Source organism: Nocardia transvalensis (assembly GCF_015477765.1).
Taxonomy (GTDB): Bacteria; Actinomycetota; Actinomycetes; order Mycobacteriales; family Mycobacteriaceae; genus Nocardia; species Nocardia transvalensis_A.
On sequence record NZ_JADLQQ010000007.1, the window covers coordinates 321,872 to 344,588 of the forward strand.

Genomic DNA, 22,717 nt, shown 5'->3' on the forward strand with positions numbered 1-22,717 from the left:
GCGGAGCACCTGGTAGCAGGCCTGTATCGATGGGTCCATAGAATCGATCTATGCCGCTGTCGCCCCGGGTGCCGGACCTGGCCGCACTGGATCTGCTGCTGTCGGTGATCGAGCTGGGCAGCCTCGGTCGCGCGGCGCAGGCGCACGGGATCAGTCAGCCGTCGGCCAGCTCCCGTATCCGCTACCTGGAGAAGCTGGTGGGGGTGCCGGTGCTCGAGCGCACCACACTCGGTTCCCGGCCGACCGCCGCGGGTGCGCTGATCGCGGAGTGGGCCCACGCCGTCGTGGACGCCGCCGCTCAGCTCGATGCGGGCATAGAAACTCTTCGTGCGCAACGAGATTCGCATCTGAGCGTGGCGGCGAGCCAGACCGTCGCCGAATATCTGTTCCCGAAATGGCTGATGGCGCTGCGGATTCGGGTTCCCGACACCACGATCGCGCTGGAAGCCGGGAATTCGGCGGAGGTGGCCCAGGCGGTGCGGGACGGTCGGGCGACGATCGGTTTCGTGGAAGTGCCCGACGCACCGGAGGATCTGGACAACCGGATCGTGGCGTGGGACCGGCTGGTCGTGGTGGTGGCGCCCACGCACCGATGGGCACGCCGTTCCTCCATCACCCCCGCCGACCTGACGAACACCCCGCTGATCTGCCGAGAACCCAGCTCCGGCACCCGAATCGCCTTCGAACAAGCCATGATCCGCCACGACCCCACCTGGCATCCGGACGTCTTACTGGAACTGTCCTCCACCACCGCCATCAAAACCGCGGTCGCCGAGGGCCTGGGCCCAGCCATCCTGAGCTCCCTCGCCGTCAACACAGAACTGAGCGACGGCACCCTGGTCTCCCCACCCCTATCCGGCCTGAACCTCCGCCGCCCCTTACGAGCCATCTGGCCCAAAGCCCAGCGCCTCACCGGCCCCGCCCGCGACCTCCTCACCATAGCGTCCGGTACAGACAGCCCCACCCCTTGATCGCGAACCTACCCTTCGCTTCGCTCAGGGATGTAATGAGTTGCCGCCCAGGGATGTATGGGGTTCCCGCCCAGGTTTGTATGGGATTGCCGCCCAGGGATGTATGGGGTTCCCGCCCAGGTTTGTATGGGATTGCCGCCCAGGGATGTATGGGATTGCCGCCCAGGTTTGTATGGGATTGCCGCCCAGGGATGTATGGGATTGCCGCCCAGGGATGTATGGGATTGCCGCCCAGGGATGTATGGGGGTTGCCGCCCAGGGATGTATGGGGGTTGCCGCTCAGGGGCATCGGGGCTGCCACTGAGGGATGTATGGGGTTCGGCTCATGCCTTGTCGCATTCCTGGTCGGGCGCCTGCCCTTCGCTTCGCTCAGGGATGTGAAGGGCTGCCGTTCAGGGATGTGAAGGGCTGTCCCTCAGGGTGTGAAGGGCTGCCGTTTAGTGGCGTGAAGGGCTGTCGCTCAGGGGTGTGAAGGGCTGTCGCTCAGGGGTGTGAAGGGCTGTCGCTCAGGGGTGTGAAGGGCTGTCGCTCAGGGGTGTGAAGGGCTGTCGCTCAGGGGTGTGAAGGGCTGTCGCTCAGGGATGTAAGGGGTGTCGCTCAGAGAGGTGAAGGACTGCCGTTCAAGGATGTAAGGGGTGTCGTTCAGGGATGTGAGAAGTGCCGCTCAGGGGTGATGGGGGTGTCGCTCAGGGATATCGAAGTTGGGCGGGAGCTTTCATCGCTGGCGGCCTGTCTCTCATCCCTGTATCGGTCGCCCCTGGGGCGGCCGATGCAGGGTATCGGGGGAGGTCAGCGGGGGCCGGAGGCGGCGTGGACTGCGGCTAGGCGGGCGGCTCGGATGGCGTTCCACAAGGGGCGTAGGAGGGTTTCCTGGGCCTGCATGGCGCTGGCGGAGGCGGGGGAGGAGGCGGGGGCCTGTTGGGCGACGGTGAGGATGGCGGCGACGTGGTCGGCGGAGTCGAGGATGCGGCGGGCGCGTAGTGGGGCCGAGTCGGGGTAGATGTGGCGGGAGTAGTCGGCCAGTTCGGCCTCGATCAGTTCGCGGGGGTCGTCGTCGCCGGTGCCGACGCCGGTGGTCTGCAGGCGCATGAGGGCGTCGGCGGCGTCGCGGACCGCCTGGCGCATGGCGAATTCGGCCTCGCCGAGCGCCATATCGGGCGCGGGGGTGGGGATGGGGGTGTGGTAGACGGTCCACTGCAAGGTGTCCTCGTCGGTCCATTGCGGGACCAGGCCGGTGCCCTCGGTGCCCGGCGCCCCGATCAGGATGCCTTCCTCGGCATCCATTGCGGCGGTGGCGAACTCGGTGCCCATCGGCAGCCCGCGCGCGTCTCCCGGCACCGGCAGCACCAGGCGCAGGTGCGCCCGCTGATCGGCCATGGCCTCGCGAATGACCTTGAGCAGCATCATGATTCCCGAACCCGCGTCCAATGGTTCGGCAGCGGGCCAGGGCAGGCCGGTATGTCCGCCGGTCACCGGGTCACCGGCCGCCACGCTCTGCCGCGGTGCCCACGCGCGCAGGGCGTCCAGGACGTCGTCGGGCGCGCTGCGACCGGCCAGCCAGGAGCCGGCCCACACCGTCAGCGTGGCACTGGGAGAACACATGTTTTCGAGCATAACTGCGCCGTTGCCTGTGCACCCTGCGGTGTGCGCGGAGCTACTCGGGTTCGGTAACGAAGTCGATCAGCCGCTCCACCGCCCCGATCAGCGGCGATTCCAGATCGCGGAAGGAGTCGACCGCGCCGTACACGCGCCGCCAGCCATCCTGTGGAGTGCCCCAGCCCAGGCGGCGGCACACGCCGGTCTTCCAGTCCTCCCCGCGCGGCACGTGCGGCCAGGCCTCGATACCGAGCACATCGGGCCGGACCGCCTGCCACACGTCGATGTACGGGTGCCCGGTGACCAGCACGTGCGGACCCAGCCCGGTGGTCAGACCGGTTTCCTTGGATCCGGTGACCAGATGGTCGACGAGCACGCCCACCCGGCGGCCCGGCCCCGGCCCGAACTCGGTCAGCCGTTCGGCGAGATTGTCCAGGCCCTCCAAATGCTCCACGACCACGCCCTCGACCCGCAGATCGTGCCCCCACACCCGCTCGACCAGCGCCGCGTCGTGCACACCCTCCACCCAGATGCGGCTGGCCCGCGCCACCCGCGCCCGCAGCCCCTCGACCCGGGTCGAACCGGACGCCGAACGGACCGGTTTCCCCGGTCCGGCAACCTTCGGGCGGACCAGGGTGACGGGCTCCCCATCGATCAGGAACGCCGCCTCGCGCATCGCGAACAGCCGCACCGCTCCGTGCCGGTCCTCGAGCTTGACGAAATCCCCGTCGTAGGTGCGCTCGAATCCGACCACCGCGCCGCAGAACCCGGTTGCCGCGTCCTCGGCCACCAGATCCCGCTCGGCGGCCACCTGCGGCACGGCTCGCTTGCGTGTCCTGGCATGTCCTGAATAGATATCGCCGTATTCTCGCGCACTCACCCGCACGAAAATACCTGGCGTGGTGAGTTTCCCGGTGGCTACGACACGATCCGGCGACGCGTGCAACACAACCGCAACAGCCACGCCGAAAATCGGGCGAACCCGGTACGGTGAGAGCGTGGCCGCAATCATATGGCTGGTGGCGGGGGTTCTGCTCGCCGCCGCGGAGATGCTCACCGGTGACTTCACGCTGCTCATGTTGGGTGGGGCGGCGCTGGCCACGGCGGGTGTCGCCGGGGTCGCGCATACCTCGCTGGTGATCGATGCGGTCGTGTTCGGTGTGACCTCGCTGGGACTGATCCTCCTGGTGCGGCCGATGTTGTTGCGGCGCTTCGCGACTCCACCGCCCACCCCGACCAATGTGCACGCGTTGCCCGGCAAGACCGCGAAGGTGCTCGAGACGGTCAACGACGACAGCGGCCGGGTCAAGATCGACGGCGAGGTGTGGAGCGCGCGACCGCTCGACCCGTCGCAGGAGTATGCCGAGGGGGATACCGTCTACGTCATGAAGATCGACGGCGCGCACGCCGTCGTGTGGAAGGGGCCGTAATGGCTGTACTGATCGTCGCCGCCGTCCTCGTCCTGTTGGTCGCGGTGGTGGTGTTCAAATCGATCGCGCTGGTGCCGCAGGCCGAGGCCGCGGTCATCGAGCGCCTGGGCCGATATTCGCGCACCGTCTCGGGCCAACTGACCTTCCTGGTGCCCTTCGCCGACAGAGTCCGCGCCAAGGTGGACCTGCGCGAGCGGGTCGTGTCGTTCCCGCCGCAGCCGGTGATCACCCAGGACAACCTGACCGTGCAGATCGACTCGGTGGTGTACTTCCAGGTCACCAGCCCGCAGGCGGCGGTCTACGAGATCAGCAACTACATCGCCGCGGTCGAACAGCTGACCATCACCACGCTGCGCAACGTGGTCGGCGGTATGACGCTGGAGGAGACCCTGACCTCCCGCGACCAGATCAACTCGCAGCTGCGCGGCGTCCTCGACGAGGCCACCGGCCGCTGGGGCCTGCGGGTGTCGCGGGTCGAGCTGAAGGCCATCGATCCGCCGCCGTCGATCCAGGAGTCGATGGAAAAGCAGATGAAGGCCGACCGCGAGAAGCGGGCCATGATCCTCACCGCCGAGGGTAACCGGGAGGCGCAGATCAAGACCGCCGAGGGCGCCAAGCAGGCGCAGATCCTGGCGGCCGAGGGTTCCAAGCAGTCGGCGATCCTGTCCGCCGAGGGTGAGCGGCAGAGCCGGATCCTGCGCGCGCAGGGTGAACGCGCCGCCGCCTACCTGCAGGCACAGGGTGAGGCCAAGGCGATCGAAAAGGTCTTCGCCGCAATCAAATCCGGGAAGCCCACCCCGGAACTGCTTGCCTACCAGTACCTGCAGACGCTGCCGCAGATGGCCAAGGGCGACGCCAACAAGATGTGGGTGGTGCCCAGCGATTTCGGCAAGGCCCTGGAGGGTTTCGCCACGCAGTTCGGCGAACGCGGTGAGGACGGCGTCTTCCGCTACGAGCCCAGCAGCGACGGCGAGGCCGTCCCGCGGCCCGAGGACGACTCCGACGAGGTCGCCGACTGGTTCGATATCAAGACCGATCCCGCCGCCGAGCGTGCCGTGCGGGCCGCGGAGGCCGCCGCCGCAACCCCGGTGGAGTCCCCGATAGCGCCCGTGATGCCGCGTAATCTCGGGCAGCAGCCGGGGATTCCGCAGCAGCCGCAGCAGCAGGCCCCGCCGCAATACCAGCCGCAGCCGCCGCAGCAGCCCCAGCAGCCGCAGCGCGCCAACGACATCGAGGGCCGCCCGTGGCAGCCGCCGGAGTATCCGGGACGGTAACGGGGTAGGCGCCGCCGGTCCGAATTTTCGACGGACCGGCGGGCGGTCCCGGCGCGCTTGCCATACTGTTATCCCGGCGTGCTTTTCGCCGGAAACGAGGCGCTAGCGGGGGCAGGATGGCGACGCGACGGGCGGTGCTGCGGGCGGGTCTGCTGCTGCCGGTGGCGGCGGCCTGCGCGCCCGATCCGGTGCGCCGCGGGTCGGATGCGGTGCGAATTGCGGTGCCGTGGAGCGGATCCGAGCTGGCGGCCTTCCGGGCCGTGCTGGCCGGAATCAGATCGCCCGCACCGCAGGTGCCCGGCTTCGCCCATCCGGTCGACGTCGTGCCGCTCGGCGACGATATCGATATCGCGCTCAACGCCCGCGGCCGCGACGCGCCCGATATCGTCATGCTGCCGGACGCGGGCCGGGTCCAGGAGTTGGCGGGGACCAAGCTGCGGGCGGTCGGCGACTCGCTGTGGGCGACGCAGGGCATACCCCGGTACCCGCCCCCATGGTGGGATCTGTTGCGGTACCGGGTGTCCGACGCGGACAGCCACTACGGGGTGCCGTTCAAATCCGCGAACAAGTCGCTGGTCTGGTACGACCGTCGGGCCTTCTACGATAGTGCGGAGGAGTTCCGGCGAGCCGACCGGCGGTTCGATCCGCCGCGGGGCTGGACGCTCGCGCAGTGGCCGGAGAAGATGCGCGAATTCGCCAGGGACGGACGGCGATTGCTGGCATTGGGCGCGGCCGACGGGTGGATACTGGCCAATGTGTTCGCCAACGTGCTGCGGTCGGCGACGCCCGGGGCCTATGAGGATCTGGCACAACCGCCACGCAACCCCGCCGACACCACAAGCCCTGTGCGCAAACGTGATTGGGACCGGCAGGGCGTGCGGGATGCGCTGGGCATGCTGGGGCGGGTGTGGGGCGACCCGCTGGCGTTTCCCGGCGGGGTGGCCGCGACACTGCGGCGGCAGTATCCCGACGCCGTCCGCGACGTGTTCCAGCATCACCACGCCATGATGGTGGTGGCACCGGATTTCGCGGAACCGATCGTCCGGCGCTGCCTGCGCGCCACGGGCCGGTCCGACGCCACCGTCGGTGTGATGCCGTTCCCGGCCATCGACCACGGGTACCGCACGCCCAATATCGGCGGCGGCGACGTCATGGTCATCACGACGGCCGCCGATTCCCGTTCCGAGGACCTGGTCGCCGCGCTCGCCGCACCGACGGCCCCGCTGCCGTGGCTGACCGGCTACGGCGGCTTCGTCGCTCCCAGCAACGAGACCCCGGCACCGGCGTCGTATCACGGGATCTTCGAAGATGTTGCGGCGCAACTGAATTCCTGGGACATCTTCGACTTCGCCGACCTGATCGGACCGATCGGTCGCCGAAACGGTCTGTGGCGCATCCTGACCGACTTCCTCATCGACGTCGGCTCCCGGCGCCGCGGCCGTATCGACGAGGCGGTCGACCTGGCCATCGCCGCCCTCACCCGGAGCGCAACATGACGCTCCACCGAACCGAAGCCAACGGTCTGACCCTGGAACTCGCCCCGCGGCGCATGGCCGGCCCGTTGGTCCGCGGCTGGAACCTGCGCCCGTTGACGGCGGTGCTCTTACAACTCCCGGCGGCCTTGCTGATCGTCGTGCTACTGGTGGTCCCCGCGGTAGCGACGCTCGCCGCCGCCCTGACGAGCGTGACCGGCGCACTGATCGCGGTGTCCTGCGCGGTGGTCGTGGCATCCGCCGCCCTCGTCGATCGCCTACGCCGACAGTGGAAGGGCGCCACCGACTTCAGCGCGGCTCCCGAACCGACCGGCGGGAAGGCGACTGGTGGGGGAACGGATTCCGCGGAGCGCTGGGTTGCGTGGGCGGAAGGGGCGTTACTGGTTGTGGTGGCGGTGTCGGCGGGTGTGTTTGCGGTGCGGTGGAATGCGGCGGCGGGGTGGTGGGCTGTGGCGATTTTGGGAGTGGGGGCGGTTGCCAGTCCGGTGTGGGGGTGGGTGTTGCGGACGCGGTGGGGGCTGGGGGCGGCGGCGGTGTTGCTGGTGGTGCCGGCCGAGGCGTTGTTCGCGGGACGGCAGCGGCCGGGGCTGATGGTGTGGTTTGCGGTGATGCTTTGTGCCGGTGTGGTTTGTGCGTGGGTGTGGCGGCGGCTGTGGCCGAGCCGGGGAGAGCGTCCGTTGACGGCCGTGCCCGCGGTGGCGGCGGCGATCGGGGCGGTGGCGGTGGTGGCGGTGGTGCTCGACGATGCGGGACTACAGGCGTACGGCATCACCATCGGCTGGGTGGTAATGGCGTTGGCGGTCGTGCTGCCGCTCGCGGTGCGGGCGGCGTACGGCGTGCGGCGGCGGCGGTGGTGGCCCTGGTGGCCGCTGATCGTGCCGTTCGGGATTTCGGCGTTCGTGGCGGGTCTGGCGTTCCGGTTGATCTTCGAACCGCCGGTCGCCGCCGCGACCGGGGTGACCGAGCAGACGCTGCTGTACGCGGTGATGCTGGGGTGCGCGTTCGTGTGGACCTGGTTCGGGGCGCTGTTCGTGCTGTTGCGGGCCGCGGTCGACAGCATCGAATCCGATCCGGTGCGCAGCGCGTACCTGCACGAGCGCACCGGCGCACGCATGTGGCTGCGGCTGGCGCGGTTGCTGAATCCGGTGTTGCTGATCCTCGGGCTGGTCGTGGCGGTGGCCGCGGCACGCGTCTTCGACCTGATACTGATCGCGGTGCCGGGGCCGCAGCAGTACATCCTCGACAGCGCGACAGTGCATTGGTGGCAGCTGATCAGCGATCCCGCCACCGCCCGCGTCGGGGCCGAGGCGTACTCGCTGCCGCTGGCAGTGGTGGTCGGACTGGGCGCGTGGCTGTTGCAATCGGGTGTGCAACGCCACCGCACCCGCTGGCCGCGTCCGGCACCGCAATCGGTGCCTGTGCATCTGCAACTGCGATGGCCGACGTGGGCGCACCGCCAGGCCGAGGACGCCGTGGCCACAAGGACCGGTGCCGCAGTAGAACAGGGGATGCGGCGCGTCGCGGGAGCGGGGCCGCTCAGGGGTGCGGTGGCCGAGCGCATCGGGCGGGCGGTGCGGTGGGTGGTCCTGCGCGGTATCCGTCCGGCGGCGGTCGCGGTCCGGGCGGGCGGCCTGTGGCTGCGGGTCGGTCTCGTCTCGGTGCTGATGCTGTCGCCGCTGGTCGTGTTGATCGTCATCAGCTGGCTGGGGCCCGACGGCACCGCCTTCACGGGCCGGGAATCGGTGTGGCAGGACAATGAGCTGTGGCATGCGCTGGTCGACAGCGGCTGGGTCGCGATCGTCGCGACCGCGCTGACCGTGACCGCGGCCCTGCCACCGGCCTATTACACCGCCTCGCTCGAACCGCGGCGACGACTCTCGCGTGTGGTCGTCATGCTGCTGGTCGTGCTCGCGGTGATGCCCGCGCAGGTCTACGTCGGGCGCATCCGGGCCTTCATCGGCGACCACAGCCTGGCGGGTACGTCGATGCCGCTGATCCTCACGCATGCGGCACTCGGCTTGCCGATCGCCATCCTCATCCTGCGTGGAGCGCTGCTGGCACCGGCCGATACACCGATCTCCGATATGCGGCGGGGCCCGGCGAACGCCTCCATCGTGATGCGGCAGGTGATGTCGACCGCGGGCCCGGCCCTCGGCGCGGTGGCCGTGCTCGAGCTGGTGCAGGTGTGGAACGACTTCTTCGTCGGGCTGCTCGTCAGCGGCGCCGACGCCAGCCCTTGGTCGCTGCTGCTGTGGAGCGAGGCCCGCCAATTCCACGAGAACGTGGCACATTTGGCGGCCGGTGCGCTGCTGTCGGTGATTCCGCCGGTCGTCTTGCTGTTGGCGACGTGGCGGAGGTTCCTGGTGCCGGGTCTCACCGGCGGGGTGCTGCGATGACGTCCGCGCAGGAGGGTGCGGCGCGCGACCCTGGTGTCGAATCGTCGCTGAATGTGATCTCGAAATCCTCGGTGTGGCAGGGGTTTTTGAGTGCGGCCTCGGTGCTGGCCACCTCGATGCTGCTGGAGATCGTCAGCAATCTGCTGGAGAGCTGGGTCGGGCAGAACCATGTGCTGACGTCGCTGTCGTACTGGTTGAGCCGGTTCGCCGTCCTGATCGTCGTGCTGGCGGCGGCATATGTCCTGTGGCGCAAGCTGTCCTCGGTGCGCGAACGCGTGCGTGCCGAGCGAGAACTGCGATTGACCGCCGACCTGGTGCCGCCGGGCCCTGCGGTGCGATCGTGGGCGGGCTCGGCCGCGGCACAACCGATCTCACCGCCGGAGCCGAATCCGGCGTTGAACGGCGATATCACGGCGGCCGTGCTGCGGGATCTGCCCTTCGACAGCTACGAGACCGCCGCGCTGTACGACATGGTGACGGCGATACTGGCCGCACCGCTGCGGCTGCCACTCGCCCACCAGCCACAGGATGGGAATTCGGCGACAACGGTGGTGGCGGACCTGATCGCGAAACGGGCACTGCGGCAGGGGGAACGGGATCGGCTGGTGCGGATCTCGGTGCCGCTCACGCCGACCCCGGAGCAGGTGCGCGACAGTCTGGAATGGGAGGCGGCATTACCCGCCCTGCTGCGATATCACGCCGATCATGCGATGCGGTGGGCGGCGGCGCTGGACTCCCCCCGGCTGGCGGCGGGCGCGCGGCGGTGGTTCGAACAGGAGGAGGACCAGCTGCGCACGGTGCTGCGGCAGTGCGGTGGACACGCTACCGGCTCCGTGCTGCCCGTGGCGGTACCCGAGCTGATGCGCATTGCCGACGCCCTGGACCTCTGGTGTGCCCGCAACGGGTGTGACGAGGCGAATCGCGATGTGCTGAAGAGGGTGTCGGGACTGGCCGATCGCGCTCGGTTCCCGCTCGAACACGAGCTGGCGCAGATTCGGATCGGCCGCCCGGTGGAAGACTCGCGGATCACGTGGCTGCATCCGTACAAGGCGGCGCTGGCGGCGCGGGCCGATCAACGGCGGGCGCTGGACGTGCTGGACGGCGCGGAGCCGGAGCCGGTGGCATTGCGCGAGGCGGCGCGGCTGCTGGAGCGGGCATGGCAGCGGTTGCCCCGCAAGGACATTGCCGGTGAGGTGAGCGCGCTGATCGATCTGGCCGCCGTACATCTGCGCGAGGGACGGCTGGATGCGGCGCGTAATCGGCTCGCGGTCGCCGAGGTCCTGGCGGAATCCGGCCGTGACCGGTCGGGGGCGGCGCATACCCAGGAGACATTGGGTGTGCTGTGGTGGGCGCGAGGAGAGCGGCGGCGGGCGCTGCGGTGCTGGCAGCGGGCCCTGATGCGGTACCGCGAGCTGGATCATCGGCTGGGCGCCGCTCGGTGCCTGCAGCACATGGGGTCGGCCATGGTGGTCGCACCCGAGTACGGGAGTCTGCTGCTGTCGGATGAGCCGGTGGTCGGCGAGGTCCTGCGGCAGGCCACCGGGTGGCTGGCCGAGTCCGAGGCCCTGCGCCACCACGACACGCAGGAATCCTGTGGCCCGGACTGCCTGGCGAACCGCTACCGCCAGGACGCCATCACCACGCTCCACACCCAGCCGGGCCTGTTCGACCCCGCGACCGGCCCACCGAACGACCCGGTGCTGGACGGCGTGGACCGCTGGCCTCTGCATGTCCCCGACGACCCGCGCCACGGATAGGTACTGGCGAATCCACTATCCGTGGGCGTCGTAAATCGATTGGGCCAATGCTGATTTCAGCTTCTGGAACTCCGGGGTGGTAGTGACCGCGAGGTCGCGGACGGTAGTGGGGCCGTCGCCCGGGAGGGTGATGCGGCGGTCGGCGATGATGCGGCCGGGGCGGGCGCTCATGACCAGGACGCGGGTGGACAGGAATACCGCTTCCTCCACCGAATGGGTTACGAACACAATGGTTTTCCCGGCGCGGCGCCACAGGCGCAGCAGTTCGACCTGCAGGCGTTCGCGGGTGAGCTGGTCGAGCGCGCCGTAGGGTTCGTCCATCAGGATGATGCGCGGGTCATTGATCAGGACCCGGGCGATCTGGGCGCGCTGCTGCATGCCGCCGGACAGCTCATAGGGCCGTTTGTCGGCGAAATCGGCCAGGCCGACCAGCTCCAGCAGCCGATCGGCCTCGGCGCGGCGGGTCCTGCGGTCCACGCCACGGCATTTCGGGCCGAATTCGACATTGCCGCGCACCGACAGCCACGGATACAGCGTCGGCGACTGGAAGACGACACCGCGTTCGGGTCCGGGTCCGGTGACGGGATCGAGACCGACCAGCAGCGTGCCGCCGGTGGGTGCGAGGAATCCGGCGAGCAGATTCAGCAGGGTGGATTTGCCGCAGCCGGACGGCCCGACGATGCTGACGAATTCGCCGGGTTCGATGACCAGATCGGTGGGTGTGAGGGCGACGGTGCGGCCGGTGGCGGTGTCGTAGGTCTTCGACACCTGGGTGAGCACCACGCGATCGCGGTCCACAACCGTTGTCATTCGGCCCCCACCTTCGATGCGGCCGGCGCATACACGGACCCGGCGTATGCCTCGGGCGCGGCCAGGCCCTGTACTTCGCCCTGGCTCAACAGGAATTCGGCGGCGCTGCGCAGATCGTTGCCGAGCTGTTTACCCAAATACGGTGCGCCGGACTGGGTTGCGGCATCCGGATAAGAGTATTCGGTCAACTGTGTGCGCGCGGTATCGACCGGGATACCCAATTGCGCGGCGATATGGGTGGCCGCCTCGGTGGGGTTGCCGGTGATCTGATGGACCGCCCAATCCTGCGCCGCTGTCCAGACGTCGAGGAATTTCGCTTCGGAGGCAACGAAATCGGTGCGGGCGACCGCCAGATCATAGGTGGGCTTTCCGGCCTTGGCGGTGTCGGCGGCCGAGGTGACCACGTGTCCGTCGGCAGTCAACTGCGCCAGCGTCGGCTCCCAGACGAAGGCGGCGTCGATCTGATCGCCTTTCCACGCACCGAGAATCGCGTCGGGGGACAGGTTCACCAACCGCACATCCCGCTCGATCCCCGCCGCCGACAACGCCGCGAGCAAGCTGTAGTGGGAGGTGCTGGCGAACGGCACCGCGATCCGCTTGCCCCGCAACGCGGCCACCGAGGTGATCGAGGGGTCCTTGACCGCCAGCGATTCCGCGCCGCCGATGACGTCGTGAATCCACACCGCCCGCAGGTTCTGCCGCAACGGCGTCGACAGGGCGCGCGCGGCGGCGGCACTGCCGAGCAGGCCGATATCGAGCGAACCTGCCCCGAACGCCTGAATCACATCGCCCCCGGAGGCGAATTTCGACCAGGTGAACTTGCCGTTCGGCAGGCAGGTCTGCAACAGCCCGGTGTCCTTGACGATGAGATCGCCATTGGGGATGTCCTGATATCCGAGGCGGACCGCGCCGGTGAAGGATTCGTCGACCGGCACCGGGCAGGCCACCGCCGGGCCGGTGTAGCGGGAGGAGTCGGTGCGTCCCGATTCGACGCAGCCGCTCAGCGCCAGGACCAGCGCCGCGGCGAGCGCGACGACGACTGCCCGTCTCATGCTTTGCCTTTCCACGGGACGACGAGCGCGCCGACGCCCTTGATCACGACGTCCAACGCGAGCGCTGTCAGGCCGATGACGATGATGCACGCCAGGGTGAGCGCCGTATCCAGGCGCTGCCCCGCCAGATAGGCGAGCCCGCCGATTCCGGGAATGCCGTTGTTGAGTTCGGCCGCCACGACCGTCGTCCACGCGAATCCGATCGCGACGCGGATGCCGCCGATCACCTCCGGCAGCGTCGCGGGCAGCAGGACCCGCGTGACGACCTGCAGCCGGGACGCGCCCAGCGACCGCGCGGCATTGATCCGGTCGGCCGAAACCCCGTGCACCCCAGCCATCGTCGCGATCACGACCGGCGGGAACGCGGCCAGGAACAGCAGCCAGATCTTGGAGGTGTCGCCGATTCCGAACCACACGATGAGCAGGCCGATATACCCCAGTGGCGGCAGTGCCCGCAGGAAGTTCAGGTACGGTTCCAGCACCGCCGCAAGCATTTTCGACGTTCCCAGTGCGAAACCGACCAGGGGTCCGAGGATTACCGCCGCACCCGCGCCCGCACCGATCCGCTGCAGGCTGGCCACCAGATGCTCCCACAGGAAGTAGTTCTGTTCACCCTGCACCTCCCGCGGCACGCCCGGGGCGAGCTGATGCCAGCTGTTGGCCCGCACGAACGCATGCCACACCGCCGCGGGGCCGGGCAGGAATTGGTGGTCCACCAGTTTCGCGGCGGTGATCGCCCACCACAGCAGTAGCAATCCGGCCAGCGACACCGCGCGCACACCGATCGCGCGCAGCCACCGGGGCACCGCCGGCACGCGAGCGTGCACCGCCCGATCCGCGCCTTCGGCCGACCGGGCGGCTCCGATACTGATCACCAGGCCGACCCGTTCCCCGCACCTGTCGGGGACGCCGCCCCGTATCCGCCGCTACCCAGCGCCACGCCCGATCACCCTTCCGCAGATCCATCGCATCCGGCCACGCCCCAGGGCCGCGACCGTCCGGCCCGATCCTGTCCGGTTCCGCGCGGCCCTGGCCAGATCCACGATCACGGTGATCCGAATCCCGGCGTAAAGCGCGCCGGGATAACCAGAGCGCTGTCGCGCCGGGATAACCAGAGTGTTGTCGCGCCGGGATAACCAGAGTGTTGTCGCGCCGGGATGACCAGAGCGCTGTCGCGGATCTACGTGGTGCCGGTGATGGTGCGCACCATGTTCATGATCGTTTCGAGCTGTTTGCCGCCGTGCTGGTCGTAGGCGGAGTCGGAGCCGTAGCCCCACCAGTTCCAGCAGCCCTGCGGGTTGCCGACCATCGGGTTGGCCGACGCCTGCGGGTAGAGCACGATCATGTGATTGGTGTCGGCGTATTCGTTGAGGTTCGCATACGCCATGAACTTCGCGCCGAACAGGGCGTTGTCGTAGTTCTGATTGCAGCCGTGCAGCGCGACCAGCAGGGTGCAGGATTCGCTCGCGCAGGCCGTGGGCACATAGGCGAACCCGGTGCGGCCCAGGCTGATCGAGCCGGGATCGGCGCCGCCGGGGACGAACGTCTTCTGGTCGAAGCCGATCAGCGTGCCCGACAGCGCGGCGGCGGGCGCCCGCACGGTGCCCAGCAGATGCGACAGCATGGCCTGCTGCGGATCGTCACCGCAGTTGTTGATGTAGGGCGTCCGCGTGACGGTGCACGGATTGGGCCCGAGCGGGCTGACCCAGGCATGCCCGGCCTGGCTGGTGTCGGTGTAGGAGACGTCGGCTCCGAAATCGCGATAGAACGTCGCCAGGTCGTCGTTGACGGACTGTTTCACCGTCGAATCGTTGGTGCCGTGGTAGAGCCAGACCTTGTGGCCGGACAGGTTGTCGAGCGAGTCGATCGCACCGGAACCGGCCCGCTGCCGAGCGGTCTGTTCCAGTGCGGGCAGATTGTCGGGCATGAGGTTGTTCATGCAGGCCAGCTGCGCGGTCGTGAGCCGACCTTGCGCGCAATGGTACGGCCCGGCCGTGAAAATGCCCGCACCCTCGAACGTTCCGGAATAGGCCACATGCAGTTGATCGGCCATGTACCCGCCGGAGGAGACCCCGGCGACATAGGAGGCGCTGATGGTGTACTTACCGAGGGTGCCGGGAGTGGGGGAGGGCACCGCGGCCTGTGCGGTGGAGGTGGTCAGCAGGGTCACGGCGGCCGCCAGCAGCGGCAGTGCGAAGGTGATTTTCACGATGACTGTCCAGAGTTCGTTGCGATCGGGAACAGCGGATGCCGGGACATCCGTCATCCGCCCAGCGCACAGGTATCGATGAGATCGCCGTCGCCCGGCCGGGGTACGGTCGCGCTCGGCGGCGGCGGATGCCCTGTGGTGGTCCAGGATTCGAGGGCGGTGAAGCCGCTGCGAAAACACGGCAGTAAGGGACGCAGCACCTGCGGATACTCGTCGTAGAGCCCGTCGACATGATTACCGCCCTCGATGCGGTAATACCGGTGCAGACCGTCGCGGCCCGCGTCGCGAATCATCCGGTCGTAGACATCGGAGTCCTGGCCGATCGGCAGCAGGGCGTCGAGGGTGCCGTGCAGGGTGATCAGCGGCCGCTGAATGCGTCCGGTCAGCTCGATCCGCCGGACCGCCTCGTGCACCGCGGTGGGTCGGCCCGCGTAGTCGTAGTCGGCGTCCCCGCCTGCGTAGGTGGGATCGAATTCCTGCTGGTAGATACGCTGGGTCAGCCCCCAGTACGTCTTGAAGTGGTAGTCCCACAATGGTTCCGAGCCCGGGGCGAACCCGGCGGCGATGATCGCGTCGTGGGCGGCGGGATCGGTGGCGGCCCGCGGGTAGTGACGCAGCGCCACCGGGAGGAATGTCAGCAGGTTGGGGCCCTGCGCGGTCCACAGCGTGCCTTCCCAGTCGATCCCGCCGTCGTAGAGCCAGGGCACGCTCTCCAGCTGCCGGCGAACCAGATAGCCGCCGTTGGAGATTCCGGCCGCATAGGTGCGTGAGGCGGGGCGCCCGTAGCGCTGGGCGACGGTGGCCCGCGCGGCGAGGTTCAGCTGAGTGATTCGCGAATTCCATTCGGCGACAGCATCTCCCGGCGCGGCCCCTGTGCGGTGGAACTCCGATCCGGTGTTGCCCTTATCCGTGGCGGCGTAGGCGTATCCGCGGGCGAGCACCCAGTCGGAGATGGTGATGTCGTTGGCGTACTGCCGCCGATTGCCCGGCGTCCCCGCCACCACGAGACCACCATTCCAGCGCTCGGGGAGCCGAATCACGAACTGGGCGTCGTGATTCCACCCGCGATGCGTGTTGGTGGTCGAGGCGTCCGGGAAGTAGCCGTCGATCTGGGTACCGGGCACCCCGCTCGGCGTGCGGGTGTCCTTCGCCTGCAACCCCGCCCAGTCGGCGGGCACCGTATGGCCCGAGGCGACCGTGCCGGTGGTGGTCAAATCCTCCAGGCACGTGGCGATCTGCCGTTGTGCGCCGGGCACGATGGGCGCGCTGCACCCGGCCGACCCCGCGGAGCCGGCGGCCATCGACGTGGCGAGCACCGCCGTGCCGGTCAGGGCCAGGGAGAGTCGAAATAGGCTCTGCAACAATGGCATTCGCTCCTCCTCGGGGGATTCGGAAATTCTCGCGGACTGTGGCGTGGGTCACTAGGTGGGTGGTGGCCATATTCGAAGCCGGACATATGGGATGCACGGCCACTTGCGCCCTGCGGGGGCGGCGGCCGAGCGTCCGGGGGTAGGGCACCGGCTCGAATCACCATCGCGATCGCCCGGAATATGGTGCGATCGCCCATAGCCGCGGCACCGGTCGCGCCCAGTGTCCGGAGCGCAGCGGTCCGCTGCCGATCCGCCCATGAGGACACAGGGGACACGATGTCGACCACGAGCTGGAAGGTCTTCCTCGATCTCCTGGAACGAGAAGCCCCGGCCGTCGAGTTCGAGGCGCCGTTGCTGCAGGCGCGCGCGGCCGGTGTCGAGCCCGCGCGGCTGGCCGAACTCGAATCCGCGAAACTGGCCGCGCTACGGGTGCGGGCACTGCTGGAACGCCGGGCCCGCCACGAGGCCGAACTCGAGGCATTGTTCGACACCGCAGGAGATTTGGCGGGGCTGCGCGATGTCGGCGCCGTCCTGCAGGCGATCGTGCACCGGGCCCGGCGGCTGCTGCACGCCGACGTCGCCTATCTGACCCTGACCGACCCGCAGCGCGGCGACACCTATATGCGCGTCACCGACGGTTCGGTCTCCCAGGCGTTCCGGGCCTGCCGCCTCCCGATGGGCGCCGGTCTGGGCGGGCTGGTGGCCCAGACCGGAATACCGTTTTGTTCGGCGGACTATTTCCACGACCGACGGTATCGTCACACCGCCGAAATCGATGCCGCGGTGAAAGACGAAGGGTTGGTCGCGATTCTGGGCGTGCCGATGAAACTCGGGGAGCGTGTCATCGGCGTATTGTTCGCCTCCCACCGCAGCGCCCGGCCATACGCGCCGGAGGAAATCGCATTGCTGGGCTCACTGGCCGCACACGCCACCATTGCGGTGGATTCGGCGCGGCTGCTCACCGAAACCCGTACCGCACTGGCGGAATTGCGTGCCGCCAACGAGGCCATGCGCGCGCATTATCGGACCGTCGAACGCGCGGCCGAGGCCCACGACCGCATGACCGACCTGGTGGTGCGCGGCGGCGGCGTCGCCGATATCGCGGCGGTGGTCGTCGACATTCTCGGCGGCGGGCTGCGCGTTCTCGATGCGGACGGCCACACCCTCGCCGACCTCGGCGACGGCACCGTTCGAGACCCGCTCGACGACCGGCCGATCGGCGATATCGCCGCCACCGCACGCCGACTCGGCCGCACCGCGCGGGCGCAGGGCCTGTGGGCCGCGCCGGGCGGCGCCGGCAGCGAACCGCTGTGCACCCTGGTGCTGCAGAGCCGAGACGAGCTGTCCGCCTCGGACCAGCGCATCCTGGAACGCGCCGCCCAGGTCACCGCGCTGCTTCTGTTGTTCCAGCGCAGCATCGCCGAGGCGGAGTGCCGGGTGCGCGGAGAATTTCTCGAGGATCTGCTCGCGGGCCGCGTCGCCGATGCCGAGACGCTGCATGCCCGGGCCAGGGTGCTGGGCCTGGATCTGCACCGCCCGCACGTGCTGATCGTCGCCGACCACGGCGGACACCGCAGGGCGGCCGCGCGTGCCAGCAGTTGGGCCGTGGCCCGCCACGGGCTGGCCGCGACGCGCGGCGAGCGCGCCGTGCTGCTGGTACCCGGCGCCGATCCCACCGAGACCGCCCGCGCATTCGCCGGGGATCTGACCACGGCGCTCGCCACACCGGTCACCGCGGCCGGTGCCGGACCGGTCGACCTGCCCCGCGGGGTGCCCTCGGCGCATCGCGCCGCCGAGCGCTGTGTGCTGGTCCTGCGGGCGCTGGGCCGCCACGGTGGTGTCGCCGGAACCGACGATCTCGGGTTCGTCGGCCTGCTGATCGGCGGCTCCGGGGAGGTGCCCAGCTTCCTGGACAAGACGCTCGGACCGGTCGTGGAGTACGAACGCCGCCGCGGCACACCGTTGATCGAGACGCTGCACGCCTACTTCGGCACCGGATGCAGTCTCAGCCGCAGCGCCGAGCGGCTGCGCATCCACGTCAACACCGTCACCCAGCGACTCGAGCGCATCACCGCCCTGCTCGGCGCGGGCTGGCAGCACCCGGATCGGGCATTGGAAATCCAGCTGGCGCTGCGGCTGCACCGATTGCGCGAGGCCGCGGTCTTCGCCGACTGACCACCTCGTTCCCTGCGACCCGAATCACTATATCCGCGTGATCTCGCGCACATAACGAACAGATAACTACAATTGTGTAATCCGCGTTTCCTCGGTTGCGAAGTGCATAAACAATGGCAGTCTCATCCATCGGTTGAGACAGCGTGTTGTGTTATCACAACGTGATCTACTGAGATTTGTTCGTTACCGTCGTCCGCGGCCCAAATTCCGGGCCCGGCTCTGGTCGCTGAACACCGGCAACCCTGTCCCACGACCAGAGTTCGACCCCGACATTCCTGGGGACAGGGACCCGGTCGCGAAACGGACCGGGCCGGCTGGGCGCAGGCAGGAAAACCCCGCATGACTCGACACCGTAAGTTCAGCACCCGCGCTCTCGGTCTCGCCGCCGTCGCCGGCGCTCTCGTCGCCGTGCCCTTCGGCCTGTCGGCCACCGCGTCTGCCGAGTACGGCCACAACTGGGATGCCGTCGCGCAGTGCGAGTCCAGTGGTAACTGGGGCGCCAACACCGGCAACGGCTTCTACGGCGGTCTGCAGTTCACCCAGAGCACCTGGGCCGCCAACGGCGGTTCGGGCAACCCCGCCAACGCCAGCCGCGCCGAGCAGATCCGCGTCGCGGAGAATGTGCTCGCCTCCCAGGGCGCCGGCGCCTGGCCGGTCTGCGGCGCTTACCTGTAAGCCTCGCGGGTTTCGAACTTCACGCACGGCCCCGCCTCCCGGTTTCACACCCGGAGGCGGGGCCGTCGCTCGTCCGGCGTCCGATTGACCGGTATGTCCGGGGTTTCGTATGGTGAGGGAGCGATGATTCGAGGAACCCGGTGCGAAACCGGGACGGTCGCGCCACTGTGAACACCTCCCGGGTGTGAGTCAGACCCTCGTATCGCACTTTTCTGTCGACGACGGGGACGCGTAATCCCCTGTAGTTAAGGAGTTCTCGTGGCTACGTCCTACGCTCCCCGCTCCCGCGCCCTGCCGCTCTCGATTCCCACCACCGCGCTCTGGTTGGCCGGGACCACGATTCTGGCGTTGCTGGCGCTGTACTTCATCGGCATCGATCAGGGTGCGGTCTCGGTGTTCGGCAGCGATATGCACGTCCACGAGTTCGTCCACGACGGGCGGCACTTCCTCGGATTCCCCTGCCACTAGTCCCGGGAATCGAGCCACCACAATGGAAAAGCGAATCATCGGCCTGGGTGTGCTGTTCGGCGCGCTGGGCGGATTGCTGGCGTTCGTCTTCGCCCGCGTGCTGTCCGAACCCATCATCGAGCGCGCCATCGACTACGAAGGCGGCCGCGAGGACGCCCAGCTGGAGCTGGAGAAGGCGGCGGGCCACGCCGTGCCGCACGTGCACGAGGCGGAGCTGTTCTCCCGCACCGTGCAGGCCAACACCGGTCTCGGCTTCGGGATGATCGTGTTCGGCGCGGCGATGGGCGCGCTGTTCGCGGTCGTGTATTGCGTCTGCCTGGGCCGGGTCGGCAAGCTCACCCCCCGCACCCTCGCGCTGCTGGTGGCCGGGGGCATGTTCCTGGCGCTGTACGCGGTGCCGTTCCTGAAATATCCGGCCAATCCGCCGTCGGTCGGCAATGCCGACACCATCGAGGAGCGGACCGCGCTGTATCTGGGCATGGTGGTGATCTCCGCGGTGCTGCTGCTCGCGGCGGTCTGGCTCGGCCGCACACTGCAAGCGCGCCTGGGGAATTGGTATGCGACCCTGGTCGCGGCCGGGACGTTCGTCGTGGCGATAGGCGTGGTGATGGCGCTGCTGCCGTCGCCGGGGGAGCTGTCGGCCAACCAGGCCATCGGTGACTATGCGACGGAGACGCCGCGCCCGCTGACCGATCCGTCCGGTCGCATCGTCTACCCGGGCTTCCCCGCCGACGATCTGTATTTCTTCCGGCTCTATTCGGTGCTGGCGCAAGTGATCCTCTGGACGGTCATCGGCGTCGGAGTCGCCTCGCTGACCCCGCGGCTGTTCGGCCGGGAGGCCTCTCGCGGCGACAGCGCCGCCGCCTCGCTCGGATGAGCACGGTCACCCGGCTCACCCTGGTGACCCATGCGATGACCGATGCCGTGCAGGCGGCCCGGTTTCCGGTCGACGAACCGCTCAACGCGCTCGGTCGCCGGGCGGTGGCCGCACTCGGCCCGCTGCCCGGCGCCGACCGGGCCGATCTGATCCGGGTCGGCCCGGAGGCCCGGACCCGCGAAACCGCCGCCGCGCTCGGACTGGATGGGGAGCCGGATTCCGGCCTGGCCGACCTGGACTGTGGAGCCTGGGCGGGCGCCGGGATGGACGGTCTGCCGCCCGAGCAGCTGATGGGCTGGCTGACCGATCCCGATCAGCGACCGCACGGCGGTGAGTCGATCGCCGGCCTCCTCGAGCGGGTCCGCGCGTGGCTCGATGCCATCGCCGACCCGCCCCGCCGCATCGTCGCGGTGACCCACCCGGCGATCGTCCGCGCGGCGGTGCTGGTCGCCCTGCACTGCCCCGCGACCTCCTTCTGGCGTCTCGACATCCCGCCGCTCTCGGCCACGACGCTGCATCGACGGGGCCCGGCATGGACGGTCCGTCTCACGGCCCAGCAGGTGGCCGAGCGCGCCGCCGAGTGGTAGCCAGCTCATAGCTGAGGCAGTGTGATGCTCGTCTATGACGGTCGCCTTCTCTGCCTCAAAAATCCGCTCTAGCACCGATTTTGTGTCGCTATCTGAACGGATTCCGGCGTCCCTCCGAGTTGTGGCCGGGTGTTTGCGGCCAGATCATTTAGTGGTCAAGTGCCGCGCGCTTGAAGCAACAGCCACGGCAGTCGGAAGCGATCACCGAGATCGGCTATGCGAGTGGAGGTGGGCATGGGAGTCGAGGCGGCATGGAGCAGGGTGGTTTCGCCCCGGCCGACCGAGATCGACCTGCAGGTATGCATCCGCACGCACGGGCTGGTTCTCACCTTCCGGGCCTGTGCGTCGGCGGCGCACCATTTCGCCCGCTACTGGACCGACCAGCATTGGCCCGAGCGCGCGACCGTGTCGGTGCTGCGCTCGGAGTGCCCTCGGCTGCCGTGCGAACGACTGTGGCTCGTGCCGTGACACCCCCGCGAGGCCGAAGGAGGAGCGTTGACCCTGTCGAAGTCCCGAACGTCCTTGGCGGTGGCGATCGCGGCGGCCATGGGAATGGCCCTGACGCGGGCCGCCGGAGCGGCTGTGGCCGATCCCGTGCCGGTGCAGCCCGGCGGCAGTTCCGCCGACGGATCCCGGATCGCCGCCGTGGACCCCGTCGATGACCGGTCGCTGGTGCTGCGGGTGTACTCGGCGGCGATGGACCGGGACGTCGAGGTCCATGTGCAGCGGCCCGCCGACCCCTCGCAGCCGCGTCCGACGCTGTATCTGCTCAACGGGGCGGGCGGCGGGGAAGACGCCGCCACCTGGGAGAAGCAGACCGACGTGCTGTCGTTTCTCGCCACCAAGGACGTCAATGTCGTGGAGCCGGTCGACGGCAAGTCCAGCTACTACACCGATTGGCGTGCACCCGATCCCACGCTCGGGGTGAACAAGTGGCGGACGTTCCTGACCGAGGAACTGCCACCGCTGATCGACCCAGCCCTCGGGACCGATCGGGCCAATGCCCTTGTGGGCATGTCGATGTCGGGCACGTCGGCGCTGCAACTGGCCATCGCGGCGCCGGGGTTCTACCGATCCGTGGCGGCACTGAGCGGGTGCGCCCAGATCAGCGATCCGATCGGCCACGACTTCGTCGCCACGGTGGTGGCGGCCGGCGGCGGGGACGCGAGGAATATGTATGGACCGCCGGACGATCCGATGTGGGCGGCCAACGATCCGTACGTGCACGCCGATCAGCTGCGGGGGGAGAATCTGTTCATTTCCAGTGGGAGCGGGCTACCGGGCCAGTTCGACACGCTCGACGGCCCGCGCGCGCTGCCGGGGATCAACGGGCTGGTCGATCAGGTCGCCGTCGGCGGCGCGATCGAGGCCGCGACCAACTACTGCACCCGCAATCTGCAGGCCGAGCTGGATCGGCTCGGCATCCCGGCCACCTACGATCTCACGCCGACCGGCACCCATTCGTGGGGCTACTGGGAGACCGAATTGAAGAAGTCCTGGGCGGTCCTGGCGGCGGGACTGGGGTTGCCGTCCTGAGCGGACGCCGATTTCGACCCGGCCCGAGCGCGCGCGGCGCG

General features: G+C 69.0%; 20 protein-coding genes and 1 riboswitch. Of the genes, 13 read left to right on the forward strand and 7 right to left on the reverse strand.

Annotation, left to right across the window (positions count from 1 at the left end; translation table 11 throughout):
- The first annotated feature begins 50 nt into the window (after positions 1–50).
- Positions 51–971, forward strand: a complete 921-nt coding sequence (locus IU452_RS22295) for a LysR family transcriptional regulator (protein WP_195111063.1) — start codon at positions 51–53, stop codon at positions 969–971.
- Between the two features lie 789 nt (positions 972–1,760).
- Here IU452_RS22295 and IU452_RS22300 read toward each other — a convergent pair.
- Both IU452_RS22300 and IU452_RS22305 read right to left on the reverse strand, forming a co-directional pair.
- The gene (locus tag IU452_RS22300; RefSeq protein WP_195111064.1) at positions 1,761–2,573 is read right to left on the reverse strand and encodes a hypothetical protein; all 813 of its coding nucleotides are present in this window, start codon (positions 2,571–2,573) and stop codon (positions 1,761–1,763) included.
- 52 nt (positions 2,574–2,625) lie between these two features.
- Complete coding sequence (locus tag IU452_RS22305; protein WP_324192754.1) at positions 2,626–3,447, reverse strand: DUF3097 domain-containing protein; 822 nt, start codon at positions 3,445–3,447, stop codon at positions 2,626–2,628.
- Between the two features lie 118 nt (positions 3,448–3,565).
- Here IU452_RS22305 and IU452_RS22310 point away from each other — a divergent pair, with 118 nt between their 5' ends.
- From IU452_RS22310 to IU452_RS22330, 5 genes are all read left to right on the forward strand, one after another.
- A complete protein-coding gene (locus IU452_RS22310; RefSeq protein WP_195111066.1) occupies positions 3,566–3,997 on the forward strand; it encodes an NfeD family protein in 432 nt (143 codons plus the stop codon).
- Positions 3,997–5,271 (forward strand): SPFH domain-containing protein, encoded by a 1,275-nt coding sequence (locus IU452_RS22315; protein ID WP_195111067.1) that lies wholly within the window; start codon positions 3,997–3,999, stop codon positions 5,269–5,271. The genes IU452_RS22310 and IU452_RS22315 overlap by 1 nt, the downstream gene beginning before the upstream one ends.
- A gap of 116 nt (positions 5,272–5,387) precedes the next feature.
- Positions 5,388–6,767, forward strand: coding sequence for an ABC transporter substrate-binding protein (locus IU452_RS22320; protein ID WP_195111068.1), 1,380 nt, complete (start codon positions 5,388–5,390; stop codon positions 6,765–6,767).
- The gene (locus IU452_RS22325; protein WP_195111069.1) at positions 6,764–9,160 is read left to right on the forward strand and encodes a hypothetical protein; all 2,397 of its coding nucleotides are present in this window, start codon (positions 6,764–6,766) and stop codon (positions 9,158–9,160) included. Before IU452_RS22320 ends, IU452_RS22325 begins: the two co-directional genes overlap by 4 nt.
- Positions 9,157–10,917 (forward strand): tetratricopeptide repeat protein, encoded by a 1,761-nt coding sequence (locus tag IU452_RS22330; RefSeq protein ID WP_195111070.1) that lies wholly within the window; start codon positions 9,157–9,159, stop codon positions 10,915–10,917. Before IU452_RS22325 ends, IU452_RS22330 begins: the two co-directional genes overlap by 4 nt.
- Before the next feature lie 15 nt (positions 10,918–10,932).
- On the opposite strand, the gene IU452_RS22335 is transcribed toward IU452_RS22330, so the two are convergent.
- From IU452_RS22335 to IU452_RS22355, 5 genes are all read right to left on the reverse strand, one after another.
- The gene (locus tag IU452_RS22335) at positions 10,933–11,727 is read right to left on the reverse strand and encodes an ABC transporter ATP-binding protein (protein WP_195111071.1); all 795 of its coding nucleotides are present in this window, start codon (positions 11,725–11,727) and stop codon (positions 10,933–10,935) included.
- On the reverse strand, positions 11,724–12,779 hold the full coding sequence (locus tag IU452_RS22340; RefSeq protein WP_195111072.1) for an ABC transporter substrate-binding protein: 1,056 nt from the start codon (positions 12,777–12,779) through the stop codon (positions 11,724–11,726). Before IU452_RS22340 ends, IU452_RS22335 begins: the two co-directional genes overlap by 4 nt.
- The gene (locus IU452_RS22345) at positions 12,776–13,654 is read right to left on the reverse strand and encodes an ABC transporter permease (protein ID WP_416382348.1); all 879 of its coding nucleotides are present in this window, start codon (positions 13,652–13,654) and stop codon (positions 12,776–12,778) included. The genes IU452_RS22340 and IU452_RS22345 overlap by 4 nt, the downstream gene beginning before the upstream one ends.
- 305 nt (positions 13,655–13,959) lie before the next feature.
- Positions 13,960–15,045 carry a PHB depolymerase family esterase gene (locus tag IU452_RS22350; RefSeq protein WP_195111073.1) on the reverse strand — a complete coding sequence of 362 codons (1,086 nt, stop codon included), beginning with the start codon at positions 15,043–15,045 and terminating at the stop codon, positions 13,960–13,962.
- Entirely contained in the window at positions 15,042–16,358 is a 1,317-nt protein-coding gene (locus tag IU452_RS22355) for a tannase/feruloyl esterase family alpha/beta hydrolase (RefSeq protein WP_195111074.1), read from the reverse strand. The genes IU452_RS22350 and IU452_RS22355 overlap by 4 nt, the downstream gene beginning before the upstream one ends.
- A gap of 276 nt (positions 16,359–16,634) precedes the next feature.
- Here IU452_RS22355 and IU452_RS22360 point away from each other — a divergent pair, with 276 nt between their 5' ends.
- The 7 genes from IU452_RS22360 to IU452_RS22390 all read left to right on the forward strand — a co-directional run bounded on the left by IU452_RS22360 (position 16,635) and on the right by IU452_RS22390 (position 22,676).
- The gene (locus tag IU452_RS22360) at positions 16,635–18,533 is read left to right on the forward strand and encodes a helix-turn-helix domain-containing protein (RefSeq protein WP_195111075.1); all 1,899 of its coding nucleotides are present in this window, start codon (positions 16,635–16,637) and stop codon (positions 18,531–18,533) included.
- A 339-nt stretch (positions 18,534–18,872) separates the two neighbouring features.
- Complete coding sequence (locus IU452_RS22365; protein ID WP_195111076.1) at positions 18,873–19,208, forward strand: transglycosylase family protein; 336 nt, start codon at positions 18,873–18,875, stop codon at positions 19,206–19,208.
- Between the two features lie 83 nt (positions 19,209–19,291).
- Positions 19,292–19,423, forward strand: a riboswitch (cobalamin riboswitch).
- A gap of 43 nt (positions 19,424–19,466) precedes the next feature.
- Positions 19,467–19,676, forward strand: coding sequence for a CbtB domain-containing protein (locus IU452_RS22370; protein WP_195111077.1), 210 nt, complete (start codon positions 19,467–19,469; stop codon positions 19,674–19,676).
- Positions 19,677–19,698: 22 nt separating this feature from the next.
- Positions 19,699–20,553, forward strand: a complete 855-nt coding sequence (locus tag IU452_RS22375; RefSeq protein WP_195111078.1) for a CbtA family protein — start codon at positions 19,699–19,701, stop codon at positions 20,551–20,553.
- On the forward strand, positions 20,550–21,140 hold the full coding sequence (locus tag IU452_RS22380; RefSeq protein WP_195111079.1) for a histidine phosphatase family protein: 591 nt from the start codon (positions 20,550–20,552) through the stop codon (positions 21,138–21,140). Before IU452_RS22375 ends, IU452_RS22380 begins: the two co-directional genes overlap by 4 nt.
- A 234-nt stretch (positions 21,141–21,374) precedes the next feature.
- On the forward strand, positions 21,375–21,608 hold the full coding sequence (locus tag IU452_RS22385; protein WP_195111080.1) for a hypothetical protein: 234 nt from the start codon (positions 21,375–21,377) through the stop codon (positions 21,606–21,608).
- Positions 21,609–21,686: 78 nt separating this feature from the next.
- Complete coding sequence (locus IU452_RS22390) at positions 21,687–22,676, forward strand: alpha/beta hydrolase (protein WP_416382356.1); 990 nt, start codon at positions 21,687–21,689, stop codon at positions 22,674–22,676.
- Positions 22,677–22,717 lie beyond the last annotated feature (41 nt).